The organism is Aquibium sp. ELW1220, assembly GCF_030398385.1.
Lineage (GTDB): Bacteria > Pseudomonadota > Alphaproteobacteria > Rhizobiales > Rhizobiaceae > Aquibium.
Map to the genome: position 1 here is coordinate 83,685 of NZ_JAOAOQ010000021.1, position 9,300 is coordinate 92,984.

The following is a 9,300-nucleotide window of genomic DNA, read 5'->3' on the forward strand; positions in this document are numbered from 1 at the left end:
CGGCGATGGCGTATAGCTGATTTAAACAGTTTAAGGGACGTCGCGGGGAGGGCGCTCTGGCGCAGAAGATCAAGCTTTCGACGATCGCGGATGCCCTCGGCGTTTCCACGGCTACGGTTTCCCTTGCCCTGCGCGACAGCCCGCTCGTCGCCGATTCCACCCGCGATCGGATCAAGGAGCATGCCCGCGCCATCGGCTACATCTACAACCGTCGCGCGGCGAGCCTCCGGACGTCCCGGTCGGGGATCGTCGGCGTCGTCGTGCACGACATCATGAACCCGTTCTTCGCCGAAATCCTGCGTTCGATCGAGACCGAACTCGACCGCAGCCGGCAGACCTTTCTCCTGTCCAATCACTACGATCAGCTGGAAAAGCAGCGCAGCTTCATCGACACGCTGCTGCAGCTCGGTGCCGACGGCGTCATCATGTCGCCGGCGATCGGCACGCCGCGCGAGGACATCCAGCTGATGGAAGACAACGGCCTGCCGGCCGTGCTCGTCGCGCGCTCCGTGGAAGGCGCGCAGGTGCCGGTGTTTCGCGGCGATGATTCCTACGGTATCGGTCTGGCCACCAACCACCTGATCTCGCTCGGCCATCGCCGCATCGTCATGATCGGCGGCACCGACCAGACTTCGACCGGCCGACATCGCTACCAGGGTTACGTGATCGCCATGCAGAAGGCGGGCCTCGAGGTACAGCCGCACTGGCGCATCCCCGGTCCACGAACCAAGCAGGCCGGCTTCGAAGTGGCAGGGGAGTTCCTGGCGCTGCCCGACAAGCCGACGGCGGCCGTCTGCTGGAACGATCTCGTGGCGATCGGCCTGATGAACGGGATCGCACGGGCCGGGCTCGATCCCGGCGTCGACGTTTCCGTCACCGGCTATGACGATCTCGAGGAAGCGGCCATCGCAACGCCCGCACTCACCACGGTGTGGAACGGCCAGCGCGACGTCGGACGGCGCGCGGCGCGCGCACTGCTCGACCGGCTGAACGGGGTGGTGGTGCAGGCCTCGCAGGAACTGATCAAGCCGGAACTGCATGTGAGACAGTCGACCAGCAAGCCGGTCGAGCGGGACTGAACGCGCCCGGCGCCGCCAGACGCAAGAAGGGCCCCGGCGATGCCGGAGCCCTCCAAAATGCACAGGCGTGCCAGATCAGTTCGCAGCCCAGGCGTTGTCGACATCGGCCACCTGGCAGAGCGCCGTGGTCACGGTGCCATAGGACCCGCGATTCTGGGCCGCCCGCTGGCACGAGGCGCGAATGCTGTCCTGCTGCTCGGTGCCCATCGCATCGAACGCGCTGCGGATCTCGTCGTCGGAACGATACTCGCTCCAGTCGTCGTTGAAGAACGGCGTGTAGAGTTCGCGGTCGTTCTCGTACATCATCCGCTCGTCGTCCGACTGCCACGTCGAGGTGCGCTCCATGTCGTTCTTCGCCGGCGTGCCCTGGGCGAATGCCGAGCCGGACACGGCGAACGCGAGAATCGACGCGGCGGCGATGAGAGTATGTTTCATGATTGTCTCCTTCCGTAGGCGTGGGTTCGCCTATTTCTTTTCGTCTGAACTACTTGGCGAATGCGCCCGACCTCATGTCCAGCGCAGTCCATTGCCAAACGTCGCGGCCCGCCCCGTGTTCCGAGAAACGGACGCAGGGCGTTGACCATTCCGTGAACGGCGGGCGGGGAACCCGTTTGCACGCACGCAGAAAGTGTCTAGGGTCGCGCCCGATCGACACGCGTTCACAGGAGTCAAGCATGTCCCAGCCGCAACCCCGCGACATCGTCGTCCTTGTTCCGGGAAGGCTGCACGGCCACGCCGTAACGCGGCTCGGCGACGGGTTCCGGCTGGTCCGGATCGATCGCGCGGATCCGGCTCTGATCGATGCCGAAGTCGCCGCCAGCGTTCGGGCCGTTGCCTCGATGACGGCCATCGATGCTCGCTTCATCGATGCGTTGCCGAACCTGGAGATCATCGCCAATTTCGGGGTCGGCTACGATGCCGTCGATGCATCCCATGCGGCGATCCGCAAGGTCATGGTTACCAACACGCCCGATGTGCTGACGGACGAGGTCGCAGACACCGCCGTCGGGCTGCTCATCAATACGGTGCGCGAACTGCCCAAGGCGGAAGCCTGGCTCCGGGCCGGCCGGTGGGTGAGCGACGGCGCCTACCCGCTGTCGCGCGCCACCTTGCGCGGGCGCTCGGTCGGCATCTTCGGCATGGGGCGGATCGGTCTCGCCATCGCGCGACGGCTGGCGGCCTTCGGCCTGCCGATCAGCTATCACAACCGCAGCAAGGCCGAAAGCGTCGGCTACACCTATCACGATACTCTGGTGGGGCTCGCGCAGGCCGTCGACACGCTTATCTCGGTCGCGCCCGGAAGCGCGGCGACCGACAAGGCGGTCAATGCGGAGGTGCTGGCCGCGCTCGGCACCAGTGGCGTCTTCGTCAACATCGGGCGGGGCAGCACCGTGGACCAGACGGCGCTGGCGGCGGCGCTGAAGGACGGTACCATCCTTGCAGCCGGGCTCGACGTGTTCGACGACGAGCCGCGCGTGCCCGACACTCTCCTGTCGCTCGGCAATGCCTGCCTGCTGCCGCATGTCGGCTCGGCCTCGGTGCATACGCGCCAGGCGATGGCCGATCTGGTGGTCGACAACCTGATCGGCTGGTTCGATCAGGGGCGGGCGCTGACACCCGTCAACGAGACCCTCTCGGTGGGACCGCGCCAGGGCTGACGGGGCCGGCCGCGCCCGGCGGCACGGCCCTATTCCGCGGCAGCCGCCATTCCGGTGCGGGCGGCTGCGTGCGCGCGCACGGCGTCACCGAAGGCGCGGAAGATCCGCGCCGAGCTGTCGTCGCTGCGCACCCAGTATTCCGGATGCCACTGGACACCGACGGCAAAGCCCGGCGCGTCGCGCACGGATACGGCCTCCACGGTGCCGTCCTCCGCCACGGCTTCGACCTGAAGCCTGTCGCCCAGCCGGTCGATGGCCTGGCGGTGGACCGAGTTCACGCGGATGTCGCCTGCGCCGAAGACGCCGGCGAGGCAGGTTCCGGGCCTGATCGTGACGTTCTGGCGGATGGCGAAGCGAAGGTCGTGATGCTCGCCCGGCGGCGCCCGATGATCGAGCCTGCCTTCCTTCTCCTGAATCTCCGTGGCCAGGGTTCCACCCAGCGCGACATTCATCTCCTGAATGCCGCGGCAGATGGCGAGCAGCGGTACGCCGCGCTCGATGGCCTTGCGGATCAGCGGCAGCGTGGTGGCGTCGCGCGCGGGATCGTAGGGTCCGTTCGCTTCCGTCGCCTCGCCACCATAGAGATCGGGGTGCACGTTCGTCTTCGACCCGGTGATCATGACCCCGTCGACCGAGGACAGGAGCCCGTCGAAGTCGATCCGTTCGCCGAGATTGGGCAGCACCATCGGCAGCACCCCGGCGCCGGTGATCGCCGCCTCGATGTACTGCTGCGGAACGGCGTGCCAGGTGTAGGCATCGAAACTGCGGATGTCGGACGAGACGGCGACGAGGGGCTGGTTCATAATTGGGTTCCCGGCCTTGCGGTCATTCGGGGAGAAGCGGTGAAGCTTCTATCTAGCTTTTTCGAACGCCTTTTCCAACAGGCACCGCACCCCGCTATCGGTAGGCATAAAAAACGTATTAGAACAAACGATTTTAGATGTATTTCCAGACGCTTAGGTAAAAATACGCTATCATCTCGAATCGTCGCCTGAAATGCTGGACGGGGCTGGCGGCCTGTGCAAAGCAAACCGTTGGATGCCCGGGCCGCACACCGATGGCTCGGCATTTCGCCACGATCGGAGGAGAAAACATGGATCGTCGTTCATTCATCAAGCAGGCCGGCCTGACCGGCGCAGGGGCCGCAGCCGCGACCGCGCTCGCGGCACCTGCCATCGCGCAGTCGACCCCGAAGATCACCTGGCGGCTCACGTCGTCCTTCCCGAAGTCGCTCGACACGATCTACGGCGGCGCCGAGGTCTTCTCGAAGATGGTTTCGGAAGCCACCGACGGGAATTTCGAGATCCAGGTCTTTGCGGCCGGCGAAATCGTTCCCGGTCTTCAGGCGGCCGATGCCGTGACGTCCGGCACGGTCGAGGCTTGCCACACCGTCTCCTACTACTACTGGGGCAAGGACCCGGCCTGGGCGCTCGGCGCCGCCGTTCCCTTCGCGCTCAACGCGCGCGGCATGAACGCCTGGCACTACCATGGCGGCGGCATCGACCTGATGAACGAGTTCTACGCCCAGCACAACATCGTCGGCTTCCCCGGCGGCAACACGGGCGTCCAGATGGGCGGCTGGTACCGCAAGGAGATCAACACGGTTGCCGACCTGCAGGGTCTGAAGATCCGCATCGGCGGCTTCGCCGGCCGCATCATGGAGAAGCTCGGCGCGGTTCCGCAGCAGATCGCCGGCGGCGACATCTATCCGTCGCTCGAGAAGGGCACGATCGATGCGGCCGAGTGGGTTGGCCCCTACGACGACGAGAAGCTCGGCTTCTACAAGGTCGCGCCGTACTACTACTATCCCGGCTGGTGGGAAGGCGGCCCGACCGTCCATCTCATGTTCAACAAGGAGAAGTACGACGCGCTGCCGAAGGCATACCAGTCGCTGCTGCGCACGGCTGCCCAGGCCGAAGACGCCAACATGCTGCAGAAGTACGACTACCTGAATCCTGAGGCCATCAAGCGCCTCGTGGCTAACGGCACGCAGTTGCGCCCGTTCACGCAGGACGTGCTCTCGGCCTGCTTCGACGCCTCGCTCGGCATCTACGACGAACTGACCTCGTCGAACGCCGCCTTCAAGAAAATCTGGGATTCGATCGCCGATTTCCGCAGCCGGCATTTCCTGTACTCGCAGATCGCCGAGTACAATTACGACACGTTCATGATGATCCAGCAGCGTTCCGGCAAGCTCTGAAGCTTGCGGATCGCAAAGACCGAGCCCCGGGACGGAAACGTCCCGGGGCTTTTTCTTTGCGCGGAACTGCTGGCAGCGGGCCGTTGCTCGGCGCCGATCCGGACGCCCGTCTGCCGGGGGCGACCTGCTCAACCTCTTCATTCCGTTGCCGAAATAAATCGAGCGACCTGTCGTCCGCCGGCTGGACAGGTTTCGGTCCATATGCATTGATGCCCAACAGTTGGCCGGCTGGTGGTGGGAACTCTAGCCAGGGCCAGCTTCAATCCAAACGGGAGGAAGTTCATGGATCGTCGTTCATTCATCAGGAAGGCCGGCCTTGCCGGCGCGGGCGCAGCAGCGGCCAGTTCGCTCGCCGCACCCGCCATTGCGCAGTCGATGCCCAAGATCACCTGGCGCTGCACGTCATCGTTCCCGAAGGCGCTCGACACGATCTATGGCGCGGCCGAGACCATGGCGAAGTTCGTCAAGGAAACCACGGACGGCAATTTCGAGATCCAGGTCTTCGCGGCCGGAGAGATCGTGCCGGGCCTGCAGGCAGCCGACGCTGCGACGGCAGGCACCGTCGAACTCGCCCACACCGCATCCTACTATTACTGGGGCAAGGACCCGGTCTACGCCTTCGGGACGGCCGTCCCCTTCGGCCTCAACTACCGTCAGCAGAACGCCTGGTACTATTACGGCAACGGCAACACGCTGATGAACGAGTTCTACGCCACCCAGGGCCTCTACGGCATGCCGTGCGGCAACACCGGTGCGCAGATGGGCGGCTGGTTCCGCAAGGAGATCAACACGCTCGACGATCTCAAGGGCCTGAAGATGCGCATCGGCGGCATGGGCGGCAAGATCATCGAGAAGCTCGGCGTCGTGCCGCAGCAGATCGCCGGCGGCGACATCTATCCGGCGCTCGAGAAGGGCACCATCGATGCCTGCGAGTGGGTCGGCCCTTATGACGACGAGAAGCTCGGCTTCCAGAAGGTCGCGCCCTACTACTACTATCCCGGCTGGTGGGAAGGCGGCCCGGTGCTGCACACGCTGGCCAATCTCGCCAAGTGGAACGAGTTGCCGAAGGCCTACCAGGCGATCCTCGAGACCGCCTGCCGCGCGGCCAACGCCGACATGATGGCCAATTACGACTTCAAGAACCCGGCGGCGATCAAGCGCCTGGTCCAGGCCGGCGCGCAGCTGCGCCCGTTCAGCCAGGAGATCCTGTCGGCCTGCTACGACGCGGCGATGGGGACCTATGCCGAGATCAACGCGGTCAACCCGATGTTCAAGAAGATCTACGACGACCAGCAGGCCTTCAAGAAGGACGCCTATCTGTGGGCGCAGCTGACCGAGTACAACTTCGACACCTTCATGATGATCCAGCAGCGCGCCGGCAAGCTGTGATGCAGGCCTGATCAGCCGCGCAAAGCCGCTGCAGGCACCTATCGAAAAGACCCCGGGATGGCGACATCCCGGGGTCTTCGTCTTTCGAGGCGCCTAGTCGAAGCTCGGAGGCCGGCTGAGATCGTTCGGATTGGCGGCCGGCGGTGCGGCAGGCTGGGCGGGCTCCGCCTGCTGGGGGCTGCCCAGCGGGGGCAGCCCCAGCGGAGGCAGTCCGAGCCCGCCGCCATTCTGCGTGCCCTGGCCGCTGTCAGGCGCGGCAGTCCCGGCGCCGGGTGTCGCCGGCCCCGGTGTGCCGAACTGCGGCAGACCGAGCGGCGGCAGACCCAGACCGCCGCCATTGTCCGCACCGCCGCCGAGCGGCGGCAGGCTCATCCCGCCTCCGGCTCCCCCGCCACCCATGGGTGGCAGCTGGATCTGGATGTCGCCCGCAGGCGGCGCGGATTTGTAGTGGGTCACCAGCCCGGGGAAGGCGATGACTAGCAGGATCATCAGGAACTGGATGATGATGAACGGCAGCGCGCCCTTGTAGATGTCCGCGGTCCTGATCGCCGGCATCATCCGTCCCGAGACCGTGTCCTTCCATTCGCGCATCGGAGCGACGGAACGTAGGTAGAACAGCGAGAAGCCGAAGGGCGGCGTCAGGAACGAGGTCTGCAGATTGATGCCGAGGATGACGCCGAACCAGATCAGGTCGATGCCGAGCTTCTCGGCGACTGGGGCCAGAAGCGGCACGGCGATGAAGGCGATCTCGAAGAAGTCGAGGAAGCAGCCCAGGACGAAGATGACGATCGTGACGACGATGAGGAAGCCGGTCTCGCCGCCCGGCAGCGACAGCATCAATTCCTCGATCCAGATGTTGCCGTTGATGCCGTAGAAGGTCAGGCCGAAGACGCGTGCGCCGATCAGGATGAACATTACGAAGGCAGACAGCTTGGTGGTCGAATCGAGCGCCTGCTTGAGGACCGTCATGTTGAGACGCCCCTTCACCAGGGCCAGGAACAGCGCGCCGGTCGCACCCATGGCGCCGCCTTCGGTCGGCGTGGCGATGCCGAGGAAGATCGTGCCGAGCACGAGGAAGATCAGCGCCAGCGGCGGGATCAGGACGATGACCACCTGCTCGGCGAGGCGCGACATGATGCCGAGCTTGAAGTAGCGGTTCGCGAGGCTGAACAGGTAGGCCGCGAGGGTGGCGACGGTCGCAGCCCAGACGAGGCGGATCTCGTAGCGCATGTCGGCGAAGATGGTGTTGTAGGTCGCCCAGTAGATGAGTCCCGCCGCGGCGAGAACGACGACGAGCGAGGTCACACCGCTGCCGAGCGTTCGTGCCTCCACCGGCAGTGCGGGAACCCATTCGGGCTTCAGCAGGCTGACCGCGAGGATGTACATGCAATAGACGCCGATGATGATCATCGCCGGGAACAGGGCACCGACATACATGTCGCCGACCGAGCGGCCAAGCTGGTCGGCCATGACGATGAGAACCAGCGAAGGCGGCACGATCTGCGCCAGGGTTCCGGATGCCGCGATCGTGCCGGTCGCGACCGACCGGTTGTAGCCGTATCGCATCATGATCGGCAGCGAGATCAGGCCCATGGCGATGACGGAGGCGGCCACGACGCCCGTGGTGGCGGCCAGAAGCGCCCCGACCAGGACCACCGCGAAGGCCAGGCCGCCGCGGACCGGACCGAACAGCTGCCCGATGGTGTCGAGCAGATCCTCCGCCATGCGCGAGCGTTCGAGAATCAGCCCCATGAAGGTGAAGAACGGGATCGCCAGGAGCGTATCATTATACATGATCCCGTAGATGCGCTCGGGATGCGACTGGAGGAGCGGCCAGAACAGGCGGATCTCGCTCGATATGTGCGAGAACTCCACGCCGATGACGAAGAAGATCAGTCCGCCGGCGGCCAGCGTGAAGGCCACCGGGTAGCCGATCAGCAGCATCGCCATGACGGTGACGAACATGATCGGCGCGAGGTTGTGGGCGACGAAATCAATCACGACGCTCGCCCTCCATCTCGATCGCGGCCTCGGCGGCCGGCGGCAGGTCGTGCTGCGGCGACGGGTCGTCGATCACGCCCATGATCACGGCCGCGCGCTTGACGATCTCGGACAGCGCCTGGGCGAGCAGGAGGATGAAGCCGAGCAGCACCATCCCCTTGGCGGGCCAGATGATCAGGCCGCCGGAGTTCGACGACATCTCGCCGCTGTTGTAGGACAGCATGAACCAAGGCCAGCACAGGTAGACGAGCAGCGCGGCGAAGGGCAGCAGAAAGAAGACGTGGCAGAGGAGGTCGATCCAGTCGCGGGTCCGCTTGCTCAGCCGATTCGAGACGATGTCGATGCGGATGTGCTCGTTCTGCCGCAGGGTATAGGCGGCGGCGAGCATGAACACCGTGCCGTAGAGATACCACTGCGCCTCCAGCCAGGCGTTCGACGAGATGTCGAAGGCCTTGCGCATGCTGGCATTGCCGGCGCTGATCAGAACCGCGACCAGGATCAACCAGGAGACGTTCTTCCCGATGAATCCGGTTATGCGGTCAACAAGCCGCGAAAGAGCCAGAAGCCCCGCCATGAAGTACACCTCCCGATATGCCTTTGTCGGTAACCCCGTGATCCGGCGACGCTTCTTATCTCATGTCGGACGCCGGCCTGGCCGTCCCTTCCGCGAGGATGCGACGGCCGGGCAGTGATTATCAGCTTTGTCGGCGCAATCAAAGAGATTGGCCTTCAAACCGGCAGGCGGGGGATGCGATTACGTGATTCTACGTAACCGTCTCTAGCCCGTCTTATTCATGAGTTCGCTTTCGCGGATGACGCCGGTCGATGGTACGCGGGCAGTCGAGGCGTCTCTTTCACCGCGGGCGGATCTGGACTTGTAGAACGCGCTGGAGGTTGATGGGGCCTGGTTGCGGGGGCGTTCCGCCCGGGTCGCCTCACGGTCCCGCCGGCTGCAGCGTCGCGGCGATGGAAC

8 protein-coding genes are annotated in these 9,300 nt (G+C 65.0%); 4 read left to right on the top strand and 4 right to left on the bottom strand.

Translation table 11 applies throughout. The annotated features are described in order from the left end of the window. Window positions 1-56 precede the first annotated feature (56 nt). On the top strand, window positions 57-1,079 hold the full coding sequence (locus N1F91_RS18820; RefSeq protein WP_289994582.1) for a LacI family DNA-binding transcriptional regulator: 1,023 nt from the start codon (window positions 57-59) through the stop codon (window positions 1,077-1,079). Window positions 1,080-1,154: 75 nt separating this feature from the next. Here N1F91_RS18820 and N1F91_RS18825 read toward each other — a convergent pair whose 3' ends face one another. Next, window positions 1,155-1,514, bottom strand: coding sequence for a hypothetical protein (locus N1F91_RS18825; RefSeq protein ID WP_289994565.1), 360 nt, complete (start codon window positions 1,512-1,514; stop codon window positions 1,155-1,157). 239 nt (window positions 1,515-1,753) lie between these two features. Here N1F91_RS18825 and N1F91_RS18830 point away from each other — a divergent pair, with 239 nt between their 5' ends. Then, a complete protein-coding gene (locus N1F91_RS18830; protein WP_289994566.1) occupies window positions 1,754-2,737 on the top strand; it encodes a 2-hydroxyacid dehydrogenase in 984 nt (327 codons plus the stop codon). Between the two features lie 29 nt (window positions 2,738-2,766). Here the strand turns inward: N1F91_RS18830 and N1F91_RS18835 are convergent, their stop codons facing one another. Next, window positions 2,767-3,540 (bottom strand): gamma-glutamyl-gamma-aminobutyrate hydrolase family protein, encoded by a 774-nt coding sequence (locus N1F91_RS18835; protein WP_289994567.1) that lies wholly within the window; start codon window positions 3,538-3,540, stop codon window positions 2,767-2,769. Window positions 3,541-3,830: 290 nt separating this feature from the next. On the opposite strand from N1F91_RS18835, the gene N1F91_RS18840 reads away from it, so the two are divergent. After that, the gene (locus N1F91_RS18840; RefSeq protein WP_187968290.1) at window positions 3,831-4,937 is read left to right on the top strand and encodes a TRAP transporter substrate-binding protein; all 1,107 of its coding nucleotides are present in this window, start codon (window positions 3,831-3,833) and stop codon (window positions 4,935-4,937) included. A 282-nt stretch (window positions 4,938-5,219) separates the two neighbouring features. Further along, window positions 5,220-6,326 carry a TRAP transporter substrate-binding protein gene (locus tag N1F91_RS18845; RefSeq protein WP_289994568.1) on the top strand — a complete coding sequence of 369 codons (1,107 nt, stop codon included), beginning with the start codon at window positions 5,220-5,222 and terminating at the stop codon, window positions 6,324-6,326. A 93-nt stretch (window positions 6,327-6,419) separates the two neighbouring features. Here the strand turns inward: N1F91_RS18845 and N1F91_RS18850 are convergent, their stop codons facing one another. Then, window positions 6,420-8,327 carry a TRAP transporter large permease subunit gene (locus N1F91_RS18850; protein WP_289994569.1) on the bottom strand — a complete coding sequence of 636 codons (1,908 nt, stop codon included), beginning with the start codon at window positions 8,325-8,327 and terminating at the stop codon, window positions 6,420-6,422. Further along, on the bottom strand, window positions 8,320-8,901 hold the full coding sequence (locus N1F91_RS18855) for a TRAP transporter small permease subunit (RefSeq protein ID WP_289994571.1): 582 nt from the start codon (window positions 8,899-8,901) through the stop codon (window positions 8,320-8,322). The genes N1F91_RS18850 and N1F91_RS18855 overlap by 8 nt, the downstream gene beginning before the upstream one ends. Window positions 8,902-9,300: the final 399 nt, after the last annotated feature.

Excerpts from the sequence above, each read along its gene's own strand:
- N1F91_RS18825 (WP_289994565.1), bottom strand. The coding sequence starts at position 1,514 with ATGAAACATACTCTCATCGCCGCCGCGTCGATTCTCGCGTTCGCCGTG.
- N1F91_RS18830 (WP_289994566.1), top strand. The coding sequence starts at position 1,754 with ATGTCCCAGCCGCAACCCCGCGACATCGTCGTCCTTGTTCCGGGAAGG.
- N1F91_RS18835 (WP_289994567.1), bottom strand. The coding sequence starts at position 3,540 with ATGAACCAGCCCCTCGTCGCCGTCTCGTCCGACATCCGCAGTTTCGAT.
- N1F91_RS18840 (WP_187968290.1), top strand. The coding sequence starts at position 3,831 with ATGGATCGTCGTTCATTCATCAAGCAGGCCGGCCTGACCGGCGCAGGG.
- N1F91_RS18845 (WP_289994568.1), top strand. The coding sequence starts at position 5,220 with ATGGATCGTCGTTCATTCATCAGGAAGGCCGGCCTTGCCGGCGCGGGC.
- N1F91_RS18855 (WP_289994571.1), bottom strand. The coding sequence starts at position 8,901 with ATGGCGGGGCTTCTGGCTCTTTCGCGGCTTGTTGACCGCATAACCGGA.